General features: G+C 73.6%; 17 protein-coding genes. 12 read left to right on the top strand and 5 right to left on the bottom strand.

The annotated features are described in order from the left end of the window. Window positions 1-30 precede the first annotated feature (30 nt). A complete protein-coding gene (locus ABFX51_RS21665) occupies window positions 31-1,116 on the top strand; it encodes a TetR family transcriptional regulator (RefSeq protein ID WP_091504031.1) in 1,086 nt (361 codons plus the stop codon). Then, window positions 1,085-1,714, top strand: a complete 630-nt coding sequence (locus ABFX51_RS21670; protein ID WP_091504032.1) for a class I SAM-dependent methyltransferase — start codon at window positions 1,085-1,087, stop codon at window positions 1,712-1,714. The genes ABFX51_RS21665 and ABFX51_RS21670 overlap by 32 nt, the downstream gene beginning before the upstream one ends. Here the strand turns inward: ABFX51_RS21670 and ABFX51_RS21675 are convergent. Further along, on the bottom strand, window positions 1,698-2,180 hold the full coding sequence (locus tag ABFX51_RS21675; protein ID WP_091504033.1) for an Lrp/AsnC family transcriptional regulator: 483 nt from the start codon (window positions 2,178-2,180) through the stop codon (window positions 1,698-1,700). The genes ABFX51_RS21670 and ABFX51_RS21675 overlap by 17 nt on opposite strands. A 102-nt stretch (window positions 2,181-2,282) precedes the next feature. Here ABFX51_RS21675 and ABFX51_RS21680 point away from each other — a divergent pair, with 102 nt between their 5' ends. The 5 genes from ABFX51_RS21680 to ABFX51_RS21700 all read left to right on the top strand — a co-directional run bounded on the left by ABFX51_RS21680 (window position 2,283) and on the right by ABFX51_RS21700 (window position 8,161). After that, window positions 2,283-3,938: an alpha-keto acid decarboxylase family protein gene (locus ABFX51_RS21680; RefSeq protein ID WP_346054742.1), complete on the top strand. Its 1,656-nt coding sequence runs from the start codon at window positions 2,283-2,285 to the stop codon at window positions 3,936-3,938. 101 nt (window positions 3,939-4,039) lie between these two features. Next, the gene (locus tag ABFX51_RS21685) at window positions 4,040-5,632 is read left to right on the top strand and encodes an ATP-binding protein (RefSeq protein WP_346054743.1); all 1,593 of its coding nucleotides are present in this window, start codon (window positions 4,040-4,042) and stop codon (window positions 5,630-5,632) included. A 113-nt stretch (window positions 5,633-5,745) separates the two neighbouring features. Next, window positions 5,746-6,558, top strand: coding sequence for an SDR family oxidoreductase (locus ABFX51_RS21690; protein ID WP_346054744.1), 813 nt, complete (start codon window positions 5,746-5,748; stop codon window positions 6,556-6,558). A gap of 51 nt (window positions 6,559-6,609) precedes the next feature. Further along, entirely contained in the window at window positions 6,610-7,506 is an 897-nt protein-coding gene (locus ABFX51_RS21695) for a helix-turn-helix transcriptional regulator (RefSeq protein WP_091504323.1), read from the top strand. A gap of 214 nt (window positions 7,507-7,720) precedes the next feature. Beyond that, window positions 7,721-8,161 (top strand): GNAT family N-acetyltransferase, encoded by a 441-nt coding sequence (locus tag ABFX51_RS21700; RefSeq protein WP_346054745.1) that lies wholly within the window; start codon window positions 7,721-7,723, stop codon window positions 8,159-8,161. On the opposite strand, the gene ABFX51_RS21705 is transcribed toward ABFX51_RS21700, so the two are convergent. Beyond that, on the bottom strand, window positions 8,158-9,264 hold the full coding sequence (locus ABFX51_RS21705; RefSeq protein WP_346054746.1) for a carboxylate-amine ligase: 1,107 nt from the start codon (window positions 9,262-9,264) through the stop codon (window positions 8,158-8,160). The genes ABFX51_RS21700 and ABFX51_RS21705 overlap by 4 nt on opposite strands. 456 nt (window positions 9,265-9,720) lie before the next feature. Between ABFX51_RS21705 and ABFX51_RS21710 the strand changes: the two genes are divergently transcribed. Continuing rightward, on the top strand, window positions 9,721-10,536 hold the full coding sequence (locus ABFX51_RS21710; protein WP_346054747.1) for a choice-of-anchor P family protein: 816 nt from the start codon (window positions 9,721-9,723) through the stop codon (window positions 10,534-10,536). Next, a complete protein-coding gene (locus tag ABFX51_RS21715; protein ID WP_346054748.1) occupies window positions 10,533-11,123 on the top strand; it encodes a class F sortase in 591 nt (196 codons plus the stop codon). The genes ABFX51_RS21710 and ABFX51_RS21715 overlap by 4 nt, the downstream gene beginning before the upstream one ends. On the opposite strand, the gene ABFX51_RS21720 is transcribed toward ABFX51_RS21715, so the two are convergent. The 3 genes from ABFX51_RS21720 to ABFX51_RS21730 are packed head-to-tail and all read right to left on the bottom strand — an operon-like array spanning window position 11,102 to window position 12,790. Then, the gene (locus ABFX51_RS21720) at window positions 11,102-11,386 is read right to left on the bottom strand and encodes a DUF6510 family protein (protein ID WP_346054749.1); all 285 of its coding nucleotides are present in this window, start codon (window positions 11,384-11,386) and stop codon (window positions 11,102-11,104) included. The two genes, ABFX51_RS21715 and ABFX51_RS21720, sit on opposite strands and share 22 nt — an antisense overlap. 13 nt (window positions 11,387-11,399) lie before the next feature. Next, window positions 11,400-12,005, bottom strand: coding sequence for a molybdopterin-dependent oxidoreductase (locus tag ABFX51_RS21725; protein WP_346054750.1), 606 nt, complete (start codon window positions 12,003-12,005; stop codon window positions 11,400-11,402). A 35-nt stretch (window positions 12,006-12,040) separates the two neighbouring features. After that, window positions 12,041-12,790: a maleate cis-trans isomerase family protein gene (locus ABFX51_RS21730; protein ID WP_346054751.1), complete on the bottom strand. Its 750-nt coding sequence runs from the start codon at window positions 12,788-12,790 to the stop codon at window positions 12,041-12,043. 94 nt (window positions 12,791-12,884) lie between these two features. Between ABFX51_RS21730 and ABFX51_RS21735 the strand changes: the two genes are divergently transcribed. The 3 genes from ABFX51_RS21735 (at window position 12,885) to ABFX51_RS21745 (ending at window position 16,053) form a co-directional block, all read left to right on the top strand. After that, window positions 12,885-13,898 (top strand): polysaccharide deacetylase family protein, encoded by a 1,014-nt coding sequence (locus tag ABFX51_RS21735; protein ID WP_346054752.1) that lies wholly within the window; start codon window positions 12,885-12,887, stop codon window positions 13,896-13,898. A 118-nt stretch (window positions 13,899-14,016) separates the two neighbouring features. Further along, window positions 14,017-14,790: a hypothetical protein gene (locus ABFX51_RS21740; protein ID WP_346054753.1), complete on the top strand. Its 774-nt coding sequence runs from the start codon at window positions 14,017-14,019 to the stop codon at window positions 14,788-14,790. 291 nt (window positions 14,791-15,081) lie between these two features. Further along, complete coding sequence (locus ABFX51_RS21745) at window positions 15,082-16,053, top strand: beta-propeller fold lactonase family protein (RefSeq protein ID WP_346054754.1); 972 nt, start codon at window positions 15,082-15,084, stop codon at window positions 16,051-16,053. Window positions 16,054-16,105: the final 52 nt, after the last annotated feature.

Raw genomic sequence — 16,105 nt, forward strand, 5'->3', positions numbered from 1 at the left:
AGGCCGTCGTGAGGCAATGACGGGGGTGGCATGGCTCGGCTCACCAGGGCCCAGGCGCAGGAGCGCAACCGGGCGAAGGTGCTGGCCGCCGCGCGCGCGGAGTTCGCCGAACGCGGCTTCCGGGACGCGAAGGTGGACGCGATCGCCGAGCGGGCCGAGCTGACCAGGGGCGCGGTCTACTCGAACTTCCCCGGCAAACGCGCGCTGTACTTCGCCGTGCTGGCCGATCTCGCCGAGAACGCTTCCCGTCCGCCCGGGGCGCGGCCCGGCGCGACCGCGAAGGACTCCGTGGCCTCCTTCGCTCGGGCGTGGGTCTCCCGGCTCGACGAACCGCCGCTCGGCCGGGACCTGCTGCCGGAGGTGATGGCGGACGAGCGGCTGCGCGCGGCGTTCACCCAGCTCATGCGGCTCGACGCGGTGCTGCTGTCCCTCGCGTGGGAGGCGCTGGAACCGCCGCCGAGCCCGCCGGGTGCGCCCCCGGTCCGGCTCGTCCGCGCGGCCGGCGCCGTGCTCACCACCCTGCAGGGCGCGACCCAGCTCGCCGCCGCGGCACCGGGGTTCGCCGAGCCGTTCGACGTGATCAGCGCGTGCGAACGGCTGACCACGTTGGAGCTCAACGACTTCTGGGCCCCTCCGCCGCTGCGTGAACCGTCCCGTGCGGACGAACCGTGGCCCGCCGCCGAACGCGTCGACGCCGTGACGGGTGAGCCGGTGCGGGTCGACGGCGTGATCGCGGTGCTGGGGCCGCACCGCCTGGCCGCGGTCGAGGAGGCGGTGCGGGCCGGGGCGGAGGTCACCGCGGTCCTGGTCGCCGACGAGCCCGCCGAGTTCCTGCCGCTCGCCCGCTGGGCGGTCGCGGAGACGGCGCACTGCCTGCGGCAGGCCTTCCCGCGTACCGCCTGGCCCCGGCTGCGGGTGGTGTTCGACGACGACGGACGGCTGGCCGCGGCGGCCGGTGTCATGCCGGGCGACGACACGGAAACCGCTTTCCTGGCCGTGGGCGGCCGGATCGTGGCACGCGCCGACGGCGCTTCCGCCTGCGACGCCGTGGCCACCGAGGCGTCCGGTTTGTTACGTTCCGGGCATGGACGAGCGGCGCGTGACCTCCGCGGCTGAGCTGTTCGACGCCATCGGCGCCGGGTACGAGGACGCGTTCGGCCGCCCGCCCATCCTGACGCGCGCCGTGCGCGAGCTGCTGGCGGTCCTGCCGCCCGGGGCCCGGGTGCTCGACATCGGCAGCGGCACCGGCCGTCCGGTCGCGGCGGAGCTGGCCGCCGCGGGCTGCCGGGTCACCGGGCTGGACGTCTCGCCCGTGATGGTTGAACTCGCCACCCGGAACGTGCCGGACGCGCGGTTCGAACTGGCCGATGTGCGCACCTGGACCTCACCGCCGGCGTCCTGGGACGCGGTGTGCGCGTACTTCCCGTTCCTGCAGATGCCGCGCGCCGACACCGAAGCGGTCCTCGCCCGTGTCGCGGAGTGGCTCGTGCCGGGCGGCTACCTGTCGTTGATCACGGTGCCGATGGACGCCGAGGACGTGCCGGTCGAGTTCCTCGGTCACCAGGTGCGGCTCACCAGCTTCGCCGCGCCGGACCTGGAAGCCAGGGTCGCCGCCGCCGGGCTCACGGTGCTGTCCACCCACTCGGAGGTCTTCGCGCCGGACCAGCCGGGCGCGAGCCCCGAGGAACACCTGCTGCTCACCGCGCGGCGCTGACCTCGTCCGCCGCCTCCAGCAGCGCGGTCGTGCGGTAGGGGATGAGGTCGCGCATCAGCAGCGCGCTGCTCGTGCGCCGGATCCCGCGGCAGGAGAGGATCCGCTGGCCCACCCGGTACAGGTCGTCGGGATCGCGGGCGACGACCTGCAGCACGATGTCGCCGTCCCCGGTGGTCGCCGCGCAGTGCAGGATCTCCGGGATCCGCCGCAGCGCGGCCACCGCCTCGTCGAGCCGCGCCTGCTCGACCTCCGCGGTGACGAGCGCCTTCACCGCGTACCCCAGCGACGACGGCCGCACCCGGTCGCTGTGCGGGCGCAGCACGCCGGCGTCCTGCAGCCGCGCCAGCCGGGTCTGCACCGTCTTGCGCGCCAGGCCCAGCCGCTGCGCGAGCAGCAGCACCGGCACGCGCGGGTCGTCGTCGAGCGCGCGCAGGATCCGGCGGTCCGTCGCGTCGAGAGTGCTCACGTTGACTCCTGTCTGCGCGCCAAGAACTCTTCCAGTGCGCAATCTGACTACTCCACCGACATCACATTGTTCACGGTGACCCGGCAGTGCCTGAATCGGGGCATGAGCACCGAACCCACTGTGTCCGTCGCGGCCTACCTCGCCGCGCGGCTGCGCCAGCTCGGGGTCGAGCACCTGTTCGGCCTGCCGGGCGACTTCAACCTGGCCCTCCTCGACGCGCTGCTCGACGGCACCGGCCTGACGTGGGTCGGCAGCACCAACGAGCTCAACGCCGCCTACGCCGCCGACGGCTACGCCCGCGTGCGCGGCTTCGGCGCCCTCGTCACCACCTACGGCGTGGGCGAACTGTCCGCCATCAACGGCGTCGCGGGGTCCTTCGCCGAGTCCGTGCCCCTCGTGCAGATCACCGGCGCCCCGGCCACGACCGCCGCCCGCGCCGGGTCGCTGACGCACCACACCCTCGCCGACGGCGACTTCGGCCACTTCGCCCGCGCCTACGCCGAGGTCACCGCCGCCGCAGAGGTCCTCACCGAACAGCACGCCGCCGACCAGATCGACCGCGTCCTCGCCGCCGCCCTGCGAGAGTCCCAACCCGGCTACCTGAGCGTGCCCGTGGACGTCGCGACCGCCCGCGTGTCGGCCGCCCGGCTGGAAATCCCGTTGCGGCGCCCCGAAAGCGACTCGCAGGCGCTGGCCGCGTTCACCGCCGCACTCGGCGAGCACCTGCGTGGCGCGCAGCTCACCTTGCTGGCCGGGCACCTCGCGCGCCGCCGCGACCTCGGGCAGGTGCTGCGCCGCATCGCCGACTCCGGACTCGCCAGGGTCGCGGCCCTGCTCGGCGCCAAGGGCCTGCTCGACGAGCGGCACCCCGCCTCGCTCGGGGTCTACATCGGCGGCTTCACCGCCGACGACGACGTGCGCCAGGCCGTGGAACAGGCCGAATCGCTCGTCGTCGTGGGCGCGGTGTTCAGCGACCTGGTCACCGGCATGTTCACGCACGACCTCGACCTGACCCGCGCCGTCGTGCTGGACCTGCACCAGGCGAGGGTGGGGCTCGCGGAGTTCCCCGGCGTGGAACTGGCCGACGCCGTGGCCGCGCTGGCCGACCTCGTCGACCGGGCGGGCCGCGCCCCGTTGCCCGCCCCCGCGGCGTCACCCGTGCCGAGCACCGCCGAGCCGGGCCCGCTGACGCAGGCCGGGCTGTGGGCGGCGCTGCAGGACTGGCTGCCGCCGCACACCGCGCTGCTCGCCGACGCCGGAACCGCCTACTACGGTGCCGCGGGGCTCGCCCTGCCGGAGGGCACCGAACTGATCGGCCAGCCCATCTGGTCATCCATCGGGTACACGCTGCCCGCGCTGCTCGGGGTGCAGCTGGCCGAGCCGGCCCGCCGCCCGGTGCTGCTGATCGGCGACGGCGCGGCACAGCTGACCGTGCAGGAGTTCGCGACGCTCGCCCGGCGGCACCCCGCCCCGGTGGTCCTCGTGCTGAACAACGCCGGCTACACGGTCGAACGCGCGATCCGCAGCCCGGACGCGGTGTACCAGGACATCACGCCGTGGGCGTGGCCGGAGCTGCTGCGGGCGCTCGGCGGCGAGGGCGTGCGCACCGCCACGGTGCGCACCGGCGAGCAGCTGCGGACCGCGCTCGCGGACAGCGCGCCGGACCGCGTCACCGTCATCGAGGCCGTGCTGGACCGGGACGACGTGCCGCCGCTGCTGGGCGCCATCGCCCGCGGGCTGTCCGCCACCCGGTCCTGACTCGCGCGAAGGGGCAGGACCGGCGGCACTCCCGGACCGAACCGCCCCACGGGGCCGTTCGCACCCGTCTGCCGCGGCGATCCGGCGCTTATGCTGCGCGCATGCCCGATGCAGCCACTGCCCGCGACGAGGTCTTCGTGGGACGGGTCGCCGAGCTCGCCGCGTTCCGGCAGGCGCTCGCCGGCGGCCCGGCCGCTCCCGTGCTGCTGCACCTGCACGGCCCCGGCGGCATCGGCAAGTCCGCGCTGCTGCGCCGGTTCACCGCCGAGGCGCTGGCCGCGGGCCGCCACGTCGTGAGCGTGGACGGGCACGACGTCGGCGGCCGCCCGGAGGCGATCGAGGCCGCGGCGCGCGACGCGTTCGGGGACGACCGCGTGCTGCTGGTGATCGACGGTTTCGAGCAGTGCCGCGGCCTCGAATGCTGGCTGCGCACCCGGTTCCTGCCCCGGCTGCCCGAACACGCGGTGATCGTCATCGCCGGGCGCCTGCCGCTGGCACCGGAGTGGCGGCGCGATCCGGGCTGGGCGCCGGTGCTGCGGACGATCGCGCTCGGCGAGCTGCCGCCCCGCGACGCGGGCGCGCTGCTCACCGCGCGGGGAGTGCCGTCGGAGCTGCACGCGAGCGTGCTCGCCGACGCCGGCGGGCTGCCGCTCGCGCTGTCGCTCGCCGCCGAACTGGCGCTGCGCGAGCACGGCTGGCAGCACACCGAAGACGTCGCGAGCGCACTGCTGGAGGCCCTCGCGGGCGAGGTCCCCTCCGCCGCGCACCGGCACGCGCTGCGGTTGTTCGCCCACGCCAGGACCACGACCCCGGAACTGCTGCGGGCCGCCCTGCCCTGGGAGGAGACCGCCGCGCTGTACGCGTGGCTGGCCGCACTGCCGTTCGTCGAGTCCTGCCAGGCCGGCCTCTACCCGCACGACCTGGTGCGCCAGGCGCTCGACGAGGGCGTGCGCGGCGGCGGCGAGCGGGAGTACCGCTCGATGCACCGGCGGATCCTGCAGCACCTGGTGGAACGCGCCCGCACCGCGGGAGAACCGCTCGCCGTCGAGGACGCCACCCAGTACATCTACCGCGTGGGTGACGTGAAGCGGCGGTACTTCACCTTCGACGGCGACGGCCAGCTCGTCCAGGACAGCTACCGGCCCGAGGACCGCGCCGAACTGCTGGCGATGGCGCGGCAGGCCGAGGGCGCGGAGACCGCGCGCATGGTGGCGTTCTGGCTGGACCACCAGCCGCAGAACTTCGCGGTGTACCGCAGCCGCGGGACCGCGCGGCCGGTCGCCTTCATGGCGCGGCTCGGGTTCGCCACCGTCGAGGAGGCCGAGCTGGCCGCCGACCCGATGGTCGCCGCGGCGTGGGAGCGCTGCCGGGCGACGGGCGGGCTGGCCGCGGGGGAGCACTTCAGCATCGTGCGGTTCCTGGTCGACCCGGCCGCGCCCCGGCGGCCGTCCCCGGCGATGGACCTGATGCTGCAGGACTGCCTGGCCGCGTCGCTGCGGGACGCCGGCATGGTGGTGGCCTTCTCGGTGTGGTCGGACCCGGACTTCTGGCAGCCGCTGCTGGGCTACGCCGACTACCACCCGGTGCCGGGCGGCGATCGCCGCATCGACGGACGCCGCCACGCCTTGTTCGCCCACGACTGGCGCGAGGTGCCGCTGCCCCAGTGGCTGGACACCCTGCCCGCAGCCCTGTAACCCCTCGTCGTCACAGGGGCTCTCGCAGTACCTGTACAGCCAGGCTCTCCCAGAAGATCAGGACTCCTGTGAACCTGGGTGGGTCGGCTTTCAGCTACACAGAGGGAAGAGCAATGACCCCACGGGCGAACACCCGGTTCACCGCCCACGCAGACCTTTTCGATCTGAGTGGGAAACACGCACTTGTCACTGGCGGCACCAGGGGCATCGGAATGATGATCGCGCGCGGCCTCCTGCAGGCCGGCGCCCGCGTCGTCATCAGCTCGCGCAAGGCGGACGCGTGTGCGGAGGCGCAGCAGCTGCTGTCCGAATTCGGCGACGTGCGAGCGGTTCCCGCCGACCTGTCCAGGTACGACGAGTGCCGGCGCCTCGCTGATCTCGTCCAGGCCGACTCGGCACGCCTGGACATCCTCGTCAACAACGCGGGCGCGATGTGGCGCGAGCCCCTGGAGACGTTCCCGGCCGAGGCCTGGGACGCGGTGCTCGACCTCAACCTCAAGTCGCCGTTCTGGCTGGTGCAGGCGCTGCTCCCCGCACTGCGCAAGGCGGGCACCGCCGACGATCCCGCGCGGGTCATCAACGTCGGCAGCATCGCCGGCATCCACGTCGCCGAGTCGCCGAACTACTCGTACGCCAGCAGCAAAGCGGGGCTCCACCAGCTCACCAGGGTGCTCGCCAGGGAACTGGGCCCACAGCACGTCACGGTGAACGCGGTGGCCCCAGGGCCGTTCCCGTCGCAGATGATGGCGGCCACGCTCGAAGCGGTCGGCGACACGATCGCGGCGAAGGCCCCTCTGCGCCGCCTCGGCCGCGACGACGACATGGCGGGTGTCGCCGTGTTCCTCGCCAGCCGGGCCGCGTCCTACCTCACGGGCACCATCGTCCCGGTCGACGGCGGCATCGCCACGACCGCATCGGGGACGTAGGGGTACCAGCAGAACCTCCCTTCGCCTGTGGGCAGGGCCTACGGTGACGGGGTGGCCGTGATCGATCTGCGCACCGAGATCAAGGAGTTCCTGCGCTCGCGCCGCGCGCGGATCACGCCCGAGCGGGCCGGGCTGCCCGCCTACGGCGGCCACCGCCGGGTCACCGGCCTGCGCCGCGAAGAGGTCGCCCTCCTGGCAGGGGTGTCGGTCGACTACTACGTGCGGTTGGAGCGCGGCAACCTCACCGGCGCCTCCGACGGGGTGCTCGACGCGGTGGCCGCGGCCTTGCAACTCGACGAGGCCGAGCGCGATCACCTGTTCCACCTCGCACGGCAGTCGAGGGCGCCCGGCGGTGCACGGCGTCCCGCCGCGACGGTGCGGCCGGCGCTTCAGCAGGTGCTCGACGCCATCACCGATGCGCCGGCGTGGCTGTGCAACGGCCGCTACGACGTGCTGGCCACGAACCAGCTGGCCCGTGCGTTGTATGCACCCATGCTGGCCGGCACGCGGCGGCCGGCGAACACCGCGCGGTTCGTGTACCTGCATCCCGAGGCGGCCGAAGCGTTCTTCGTCGACTACGACCGGATCGTCCGCGATGTGGCCGCGAAGCTGCGCATGGAAGCCGGCCGCACTCCGCACGACGGGGAACTGATCGCCCTGGTCGGCGAACTGTCCACCCGCAGCGAACTCTTCCGGCAGCGGTGGGCATCCCAGGACGTCCGGCTGCACCGCTCCGGGCGTAAGCGGCTGCATCATCCGGTGGTGGGCCGCCTCGACCTGGACGTGGAGTCGATGGAGCTGCCCGCCGAACCAGGCCTGCTCCTGAACGTCTACACCGCGCCCGCCGGCACGGCGACCGCCGACGGCCTGGCCCTGTTGGCGTCGTGGGCGGCCGACCGGGATCGGCTCGCGACGGACATCGACCCGCGGACCTCGACCCCGGAATAGATCCGGGGGAGGGGTGGTTGTACGAGGCGGTCGGTGCGGTCCGTGTCCCCCCGGGCCTCACCACTTCGCCGTCGCGGAACACCAGTCCGGCTGGAGCCGCGTTCGTGCCCTTCGCCGAGAGGCGACCGCCGCGCCGACCCCCAAAACCAGCGCCGGCAGCGCCGAATCCCGATCGGCTGCGCCGGGGCTTCCCCGTCTCCGCGACACTGGAGGCGTGATCACCCTGCGACGCCTCGCGCCGGACGACTGGGCCGTGTTCCGCGACCTGCGCCTGGCGTCCCTGCGTGACGCGCCCGAAGCCTTCGAGACCCCTCTCGCGGACTGGCTGCACGCCGACGAGCGGCGCTGGCGGCGGCGCCTCACGGACGTGCCGTTCACGATGTGCGCCGAATGGGAGGGCCGCCCGGCGGGCGTGGTGTGCGGCACCGCGCCGGACGAGGCGGGTGAGGTCGAGCTGATCTCGCTGTGGGTGGCGCCCGCCGTCCGCGGCCACGGCGTCGGCAACGCCCTCGTGCGGGCCGTGCTGCGCTGGGCGGCCGATCAGGGTGCCCGGCAGCTCCGGCTCGAAGTGCGCGAAACGAACACGCACGCGGTGGCCCTCTACCGCCGCCAGGGTTTCCGGCCCGAGGGCCGATACCTGGTCCGGCCGGTCTAGACCTGCCAGGCCAGCGCGTCGACCACGTCGGTGAGCTGCCGGCGGCGTGCGAAGGCGGCACGCTGCCGGTCGGCGCCGCTGCCCGTCTGCCGCAGGCGGTCCAGCACCTCCCGCACGAAGTCCTCGTCCCCGGCCTGCCGCAGGTGCGGCCGGACCTGCTCGACGAGCCGGTCCACCAGGTGCCACGCCGGCACGAGGTCCCCGTCCTCCGGGTCCACGGCCTTGCCGGACAGCCCGTCGCGGGCACCCCGCCACAGCATGGCGCGCAGCAGTTCCGGCGGCGGCCCCGCCTTGCCGTCGGGCGCGTCCCCCTCGTCCATCGCCCGCGCCGCCAGCCCGCGCACGAGCACCGCCAGCAGGCCGGCCTCCTCGACCGTCGCCGCCACGTCGGAGATGCGGACCTCCAGCGTCGGCTGGTGCTCGGACAGCCGGATGTCCCAGTACACCATCCCGCGGTCGAGCAACGCGCCCGTGCGCAGCATGGCGTCGACGAGCGACTCGTAGTGGTCCTCGGACTCGAAGTGCGGCGGCGGCCCCGACGACGGCCAGCGCCCCCACATCACGTGCCGCCAGCTGGCGTAGCCGGTGTCGTCGCCGTCGTGGAACGGCGAGTTGGCGGTCAGCGCGAGCAGCACGGGCAGCCACGGCCGGATCCGGTTGCTCACCGCGAGACCGGTCGCCCGGTCGGGGATCGCGACGTGCACGTGGCACGCGCAGGTGAGCGCGGAGCGGGCGACGGCGCCGAACTCGCCCGCCATCCGCTGGTACCGGGGGCTCGGGGTGAAGGCGAGGGTGCGGTCCTCGGCCAGCGGCGGCACCCCGGAGGGCAGCAGCCGCAGCTCGCGCGTGGCGGCCTCGGCCGCCAGGCCGTTCCGCAGCTCCCGCAACCCGTGCGTGACCTCCTCGACCGTGGTCTGGACCTCCGTGGCGGACTCCACCTGGCACGTGCGCAGCTCGTGCTCGACCTGTCCGGGCGGGTCGGACACCTCGTCGGTGACGGCGGGGCCGTCGGACGCCAGGTGGGCCTCGCGGTCCACCAGCAGGAACTCTTCTTCGACACCGAGGGTGAGGGTGTGGTCGCTCGTGGGCGCAGGCGGGGCCAATCGGGAGTGGTCGGGAAAGGGCGGTCGCCGGGCTGCTGCTCAACACGGGACCGCGGTCATCGTATCGGCCACCCGGGTGACCCGCAGGGCTTGAACGGTCCGCCCCGCCGTGTCCGTCACATGACGCAGCGTGTTTTCCGGCACCCGGCCCAATGATCACCTCACCAGGTGGGGGGAGCGGGCGAATGTCCGGACCGCACCCCTCATCGGCACGGGCAGTGACGGGCACGGCCGACCGCGCTCCGCCGGTGGTCATCCGATGGTGTGAGCGGCGGGAAACCGCTTTCTACTCAGGCGCGTCGTGGCCGCGGCAGCGGGTTCCGGCGGCCCTTGGCGGCTCCGCGACCGGCGGGTAGCTTCGCCGTCGCTCGCTCGCATCCGTTGGTGCAGCACACCGTGTCGGGGGACCGGTTCCGCGTCGTGAGCGTCCTTCTCCCTTTGCCGAAAGGATGATCCATGCGGGTTTCCGCGCTGCGTTCCGCCGGGGTGGCCGGCCTCGCCGCCACGGCGCTCCTCGCCGCCGCCACGCCGGCCGGCGCCGCGACCACCGGGCCCGGCGACGGATCGGCGTACGGCGCGTCCGCCACCGTCTCCCTGCTGCCCGGTGTGCTGGGCGCCCCCGGCCTCACCGTCGACACCGGGCGTCTGGCGTCCTCCAGCACCGGGGGCCCCACCAGCGCCTCGGTCGTCGACGCCCCGCTGAAGGGCCTCGTCACCGCGAAGGCGATCACCAGCTCCGCGAAGCACGACAGCACCAGCGGTGAGGTGGCCGCCACCGCTTCGATCGTCGACGCCGCCCTGCCGGTGCTCGCGCCGCTCGCGGGCCGCACCCCGACCGCACGCGTGATCAGCGCCCGGTGCACCGGCACGGCGGACGGCGTCACCGGCAGCTCCGAGCTCGCCGGCCTCGACCTCGGCCGCCTCGGCAGCCTTCCCGTCGGTACCGGCCCCAATCGCGAACTCGGCGTGCCCGGGGTGGTGCGGGTGATCGTCAACGAGCAGGTCCGGCACGCCGACGGCAGCCTGACGGTGAACGCGCTGCACATCAAGCTGCTCGGCGGGGCCGTCACCGGCGCGCTGGGCAACGGTGACGTGGTGCTCGCGTCCGCCACCTGTGGGAAGGCCACCACCCCGCGCGGCGAGACCAGCACGCCCACCCCGGCGCCGACCCAGGCGCCGCCCGCCGGTGCCGCGAGCGGTGGCGGTCAGGTCCGCGTCATCCCGGTCGGCGCCCCGCAGACCGGCGACGGCAGCCTCGCGACGGACCGATGAGCGGCACACCCCTCCGCCGCTGGGCGGCCCTGCTGCTCGCACTGGCCGCCGCGCTGCTGCTCGGCGGCTGCGGGGCCGGCCCGGCGAGCACGGCGCCGCAGCCCGCGCCCACCGCCCCGGTCACCGCCGACCCCGGGCCCGTGCTGCCCACGTGGGTCGAGCTGCCCAGCATCGGCGCCCGCTCCAGCCTCGTGCAGCTCGGCCTCAACCCCGACCGCACCGTCGAGGTGCCGCCGGTCGACCAGCCGCTGCAGGCCGGCTGGTACCGGTACAGCCCGCCACCGGGCCAGACCGGCCCCGCCGTGATCCTCGGGCACATCGACGGCAACCACCAGAAAGGCATCTTCTGGCGGCTGCACGAGGTCAAGACCGGCGACCAGGTCAAGGTGGGCCGCGCCGACGGGAGCACGCTCGCGTTCACGGTGACCAAAGTGGACCAGGTCGCCAAGAGCTCGTTCCCGACCGAGGCGGTCTACGGCGACACCGCGGAGCCCGAACTGCGGCTCATCACGTGCGGTGGCGCGTACGACGCGGCCAACCACAACTACCTGGACAACGTGATCGTCTACGCGAGGCTGGCGGCCTGATCCTCCGTGGTGGCGACGGTCAGCAGCCGGGTCCCCGTCATGTCCAGCCGGATGCCCCGGCTGTCCGAGGCGAAGCGCAGCACGACCTCGGTGCAGCTGGGGCAGCGGACCACGAGCGCGGGCGCGTCCGGGTAGAGGTCGTGCGCGGCGAGCGGGCCGCTGGACCCGCACGAGGCGCACGTGACGGTCGCCGCGGCGAGGTCGACGGCGAACAACTCGCTCAGCGGACCGGCGATCGCGTTGCCGTCCAGTGGTGCGGTCACGGTCGTCCTCCTGTCAGTCACCGGCGTAGCGCTGCTGCTGCCACGGGTCGCCGTGGTTGTGGTAGCCGAAGGTCTCCCAGAACCCGGGCCGGTCGGTGCGGGACAGCTCGATGCCGCGCACCCACTTCGCCGACTTCCAGAAGTAGAGGTGCGGCACGAGCAGCCGCGCCGGCCCGCCGTGCTCGGGCGCGAGCGGTTTACCCGCGTAACCGTCGACCACCCACGCCTTGCCGCCCAGCACGTCGGCCAGCGGCAGGTTGGTGGTGTACCCGCCGTCGCAGAACGCCACGACGTACTCGGCTTCGGCCGGCACGTCGCCGAGCAGCAGGTCGAGGCTGACGCCGGACCACGTGGTGTCGAACTTCGACCAGCTGGTCACGCAGTGGATGTCGACGGTGGTCGTCTCGTGGGGCAGCCGCTGGAACTCCGTCCAGCTCCACCGCCTCGGCTCGGCGATCTCGCCGCGGACGGTGAAGTCCCACGCGTCGAGGTGCCGCCGCGGCACGGGACCCGCCGACAGCACGGGGAACCCGTCGCCGACGTCGTACTGCCCGGGCGGGAGCCGTCCGGGCGGGCCGCCACGGCGACGGCCGGAGAAACCGTGGGTCACGAGAGCCATGCGCGCATCATGCCGCCGCCGCAGGTCGGGGACAACTACGCGCGAACCGTTCCGCGTCCCCGGCACAGCCGCTGGCCCGGCCCCGTCGCGGGCAGGCCGAGCACCTCCAGCGCGGCCCACATCGTCGCCTGGTTCGCGGTGACCACCGGTTTGCCCAGCTCGCGCTCCAGCGGTGCGATCAGGTCGTAGGTGGGCAAAGCGGTGCAGCTGACGAACACGGCGTCGGCGTCGGCCCGGTTCCCGGTGAGGACCAGGTCGGCGACCTGGGTGTAGGAGGCGGTCAGCGCCTCGTCCACCGGCACGCCCAGCGCGGTGGTGTCCGCGACCTCGAACCCGGCCTCGGCCAGGTAGCGGGCCAGCCGTTCGCCCACGGGTTCCTCGTACGGGTGCACCACGGCGAGACGGCGCGCGCCCACGGCCCGCAGTGCGCGCACGGCGGCGCCGCTGGTGGTCAGCGCGTGCGGGGCACCGGCCGCCAGCATCGCCCGGCGCAGCTCGCCTTCCGCCCGCGCACCCCCGGCGAAACTGCACGACGCGCACGCATACGCCACGACCCGGGCGCCGATCTCGCACACCTCCCGCGTGGGCCGTGCCACGACGGACGGATCACCCAGCGCGGACACGGCGCCGAGGTTGTCCGCACCCGTGACGCGCTCGGTGCGGGCGATGAACACCGACACCGTGTCCGGCACCCACCGCCACAGCTCGCGGTCACGGGAGAAGTCGTACGGTGCCACGACACCGAGACCCAGCTGGGGTTCGGGACCGGGCGTTTCCACGCGCATCGCAGGGACACTAGTTCAAACCCCGCCACGGCCGGTTCAGCCCATCGGGTCCGCTCCGATTGCGGGCCGGGCGCCGACACCGCACCGTCGAAGGGTGAAGAGCAAGCTGGTTCCCCTCCTCGCCGCGGCCGGCCTGCTGGCCGCGTGCAGCACCGGGCAGAGCGCCTCGAAGGACGAGCAGCCGTGGTCGTCCCTGGCGCCGCTGCGCGCGACGTCGAGCGCACCCGCGCCGCCCGATCCCGCCGCGGTGGGTGCCAACGAGCTGGGACTGGTGCCGGTGCTGATGTACCACCGGATCGTCGAGCAGCCCAAGTCCGTCTACGACCGCAGTCCCGCCGACTTCCGCGCCGAACTGGAACGCCTGGCACGGGAGAACTACGTGCCGGTCACCGCCGCGGAGTTCACCGCGGGCACGATCGACGTGCCCGCCGGCAAGCACCCCGTCGTGCTCACCTTCGACGACGGCGATCCGAGCCAGTTCGCACTGGGCGCGGACGGAAACCCCGCACCGCAGACGGCCGTGGGCATCCTGCTCGACGTCGCCCGCGCCCACCCCGGGTTCCGCCCGGTGGCGACCCTGTACGTCAACCAGACCCCGTTCGGCGATCCCGGCGGCCACCGGACGCTGCCGTGGCTGCTGGCGCACGGGTTCGACATCGGCAACCACACGCTGACCCACGCCAACCTGCGGCAGGAGTCCGCGGACGCGGCCACCGAGGAGATCGCCGGGAACGACAAGGAAATCCGCGCCGCCGCGCCCGGTGCGAACCCCACGACGATCGCGCTGCCGTTCGGCATCCACCCGCGGCAGCAGGACCTGGCGCTCAAGGGACCCGGCTACGACTACCGCGGCGCGTTCCTCGTCGGTGCCAACCCGTCCCGCTCGCCGTACTCGGCGAAGTTCGACCCGCTGCAGATCCCGCGCATCCGCTCGCAGGCCGCCACCGGGAAGGAGGCGGAATACGGCTCCACGGTCTGGCTCGACAAGCTGGCGGCCGACCCCGGCTCGCGCTACACCTCCGACGGCGACCCCGGGCGCATCTCCTATCCCCGCGGGGACAGCGAAAAAGTGGCCCCGGCGTACGTGAACCGGGTGAACCCCTATTGACATGAGCCCGAGGAGGGAGAGAGTACAAAAGACCCCGTAGGCGGGGACGCCGTGCTCTTCCACGCCGCCGTCGACGAGCGCGATGGTTTCGAGGAATCCCTCAGCTTGGAGCTTTCCGATGACGAAGACCCTGTCGGAACCGGACTACCTGGCCTCGGCGCTGGCGGCCGCGAACCTGGTGTCCTTCGCGGACCCGGCGCACCCGTGCCGCCTGCTGCCCGGGCCCGGCCGCATCGACGTGGAACTCGAGGACGGTGACCGCGAGGCGCTCGCCGCCTGTGGCGGGAGCGTGCTGAACGTGCAGCTGGCCCTGCGGGCCGCGGGGCACGCGGCGACCGTGGACCTGCTGCCCGACCGGACCCGGCCAGAACTGCTGGCGACCGTGTCGATCCGCGCCCGCTGCCTGCCGAGCCCCCAGGAACGGGCGCTGGCGCGGGCCATCCCCGCCGTGTCGGCGCCGCCCCGCGGGGACGGCGCGGGCCCGGTACCCGCCGCGGTGCGGCAGACGCTCGTGCGCGCCGCCGAACGCGAGGAGGCCGACCTCCTGCTGCTCGAACCGCCCGGTGAGGTCACCGCGCTGCGGGGTGTGCTGAGCGACGCGGGCTGGCTGCCCGGTGCCGCCGCCGGCCCGGCCGGCCTGGTGGCGGTGCTCAGTTCCTACACCGACAGCCTGCGCGGGCAGGTGCAGGCGGGCCGCGCGCTGCAGCGCGTGCTGCTGACCGGGTGCGTCCAGGGCGCGCGCACGGCCGTGTTGCTGCGGCCGGACGAGGTGCAGAAGGCACGGCCGGAGCTGCGGACCTTCCTCGGCCACCAGCTCAACCCGCAGGCGGTGCTGGCGTTCGACTACGCGCCGGCACTGCCGCCGCGGCAGCGCCGCGCCACCCACCGCTGAGTCCCCTTCCTCCGACGATGCCCCGGCCCTCGCGGCCGGGGCATCGTCGTGTCCGGGCCCGGAAAACCGCGAAACCGTTTCCTTAAAAAGGGTTCGCGTCCGCTCGGAATGTGATTCTCTTTCGTAGTCGATCAGCCACAGTGGACACTCGTCGGCGACATTTCACCCGGTAGGAAGGGTGGCGCTGGACTCATCCGGGTACCAGAGCCTGCGCGTGCGAAATCACGCACCTACATTCGGTGCGTCGGCTCCGGCGCTCAGTGAAAAGATTTTCGAGAATGGAGACAACAGTTGTCCAGGTGGCCACGGACCGTTTCGCTCGCCTGCTCGGCGATCCTGCTCGCGGCCGGCCTGGTGGTGGGCACCGTGCCGGCGCTGGCCTACCCGCCCCGCATCAAGGTGTTCGTCGCCAACACCGGCTCCCGCAACGTCACGGTCTACGACACCCGCACCACGCAGCTGCTGGCCGACGTCCCCGTGCAGGCCGCGCCCGTCGGGGTGGCCGTGTCGCCCAACGGCGACCGGGTCTACGTCGCGAACGAACTGTCGAACACGCTTTCCGTGGTCGACGCCAACACCCACCGCGTGCTCGCGACGGTGCCGGTCGGCTCGCACCCCTTCGGCGTCGCCGCGAGCCCGTCCCGGGTCTACGTGGCCAATTTCAGCGACAGCACCGTGACCGTGATCGACGCGGCCAGCAACGCCCCGATCGCGACCGTGCCCGTCGGCCGGTTCCCGCACACCCCCGCGCTCAGCCCCGACGGCCGCAGCCTGCTCGTCACCGCCAACGGCGCCGACTCGGTCACCGTGCTCAACACCGGCACCGACCGCGTCACCGGCACCATCCCGGTCGGCCGGTTCCCGGCGGGGATCGCCATCACGCCGCGAGGCCGCGCGTACGTCGCGAACACCGGCAGCGACACGGTCTCGATCATCAACGTCCTCACCGGCCTGGTGACCGCGACCGTGCCGGTCGGGGACGCACCGATCGGCGTCGCCAGCACCGGCGGCGGCACCGTGTACGTCACCAACAGCGGCTCCGACACCGTCTCCCAGCTGCCGTCCGGTGCCACCAGCGTCGCCTCGACCATCCCCGTCGGTGACAAGCCCGAGGGCATCGCGGCCGCACCGGACAACAGCTACGTGTACGTGACCAACACGGGATCGGACGCGATGTCCGTCCTCGACGTGCGGTCCACGTCGGTCACCGCGACCGTGCCGGTCGGCAGCCAGCCGGAGGGTGTCGCCGTGTCGCCGGGTTAGTCACGATCCAGCACGCAGAGTGTTGGGGAGATATTGCGCGGATAGACGCGCA

The sequence above is a fragment of the Amycolatopsis dongchuanensis genome, assembly GCF_039542405.1.
Lineage (GTDB): Bacteria > Actinomycetota > Actinomycetes > Mycobacteriales > Pseudonocardiaceae > Amycolatopsis_E > Amycolatopsis_E sacchari.

What these genes read in the sequence shown, in the direction of transcription:
- ABFX51_RS21665 (WP_091504031.1), top strand. Translation starts at nt 31, where the DNA reads ATGGCTCGGCTCACCAGGGCCCAGGCGCAGGAGCGCAACCGGGCGAAG.
- ABFX51_RS21670 (WP_091504032.1), top strand. Translation starts at nt 1,085, where the DNA reads ATGGACGAGCGGCGCGTGACCTCCGCGGCTGAGCTGTTCGACGCCATC.
- ABFX51_RS21680 (WP_346054742.1), top strand. Translation starts at nt 2,283, where the DNA reads ATGAGCACCGAACCCACTGTGTCCGTCGCGGCCTACCTCGCCGCGCGG.
- ABFX51_RS21685 (WP_346054743.1), top strand. Translation starts at nt 4,040, where the DNA reads ATGCCCGATGCAGCCACTGCCCGCGACGAGGTCTTCGTGGGACGGGTC.
- ABFX51_RS21690 (WP_346054744.1), top strand. Translation starts at nt 5,746, where the DNA reads ATGACCCCACGGGCGAACACCCGGTTCACCGCCCACGCAGACCTTTTC.
- ABFX51_RS21710 (WP_346054747.1), top strand. Translation starts at nt 9,721, where the DNA reads ATGCGGGTTTCCGCGCTGCGTTCCGCCGGGGTGGCCGGCCTCGCCGCC.
- ABFX51_RS21715 (WP_346054748.1), top strand. Translation starts at nt 10,533, where the DNA reads ATGAGCGGCACACCCCTCCGCCGCTGGGCGGCCCTGCTGCTCGCACTG.
- ABFX51_RS21725 (WP_346054750.1), bottom strand. Translation starts at nt 12,005, where the DNA reads ATGGCTCTCGTGACCCACGGTTTCTCCGGCCGTCGCCGTGGCGGCCCG.
- ABFX51_RS21730 (WP_346054751.1), bottom strand. Translation starts at nt 12,790, where the DNA reads ATGCGCGTGGAAACGCCCGGTCCCGAACCCCAGCTGGGTCTCGGTGTC.
- ABFX51_RS21740 (WP_346054753.1), top strand. Translation starts at nt 14,017, where the DNA reads ATGACGAAGACCCTGTCGGAACCGGACTACCTGGCCTCGGCGCTGGCG.